The 374-nt window shown below is 58.0% G+C and carries 1 rRNA gene; it reads right to left on the minus strand.

Annotated elements, in window-relative coordinates:
* Window positions 1–374: ribosomal RNA gene (locus tag OO48_RS34075) — 23S ribosomal RNA — on the minus strand; the annotation flags it as partial.

Raw genomic sequence — 374 nt, forward strand, 5'->3', positions numbered from 1 at the left:
CACGGTACTATCCGCTATCGGTCACCAGGGAATATTTAGGCTTAGCGGGTGGTCCCGCCAGATTCACACGGGATTTCTCGGGCCCCGTGCTACTTGGGAAATGAGCAAGCAAGCCGTACAGATTTCGTCTACGGGGGTCTTACCCTCTACGCCGGACCTTTCGCATGTCCTTCGACTACCCATACGGTTTCTGACTCGCCGACCGGCCGGCAGACCGATCAAGCTCACTCCCACAACCCCCACATGGCAACCCCTGCCGGGTCTCACACCATGCCGGTTTAGCCTCATCCGGTTTCGCTCGCCACTACTCCCGGAATCACGGTTGTTTTCTCTTCCTGCGGGTACTGAGATGTTTCACTTCCCCGCGTTCCCTC

This window comes from Kitasatospora phosalacinea (assembly GCF_000716545.1).
GTDB classification, from domain to species: Bacteria; Actinomycetota; Actinomycetes; order Streptomycetales; family Streptomycetaceae; genus Kitasatospora; species Kitasatospora phosalacinea.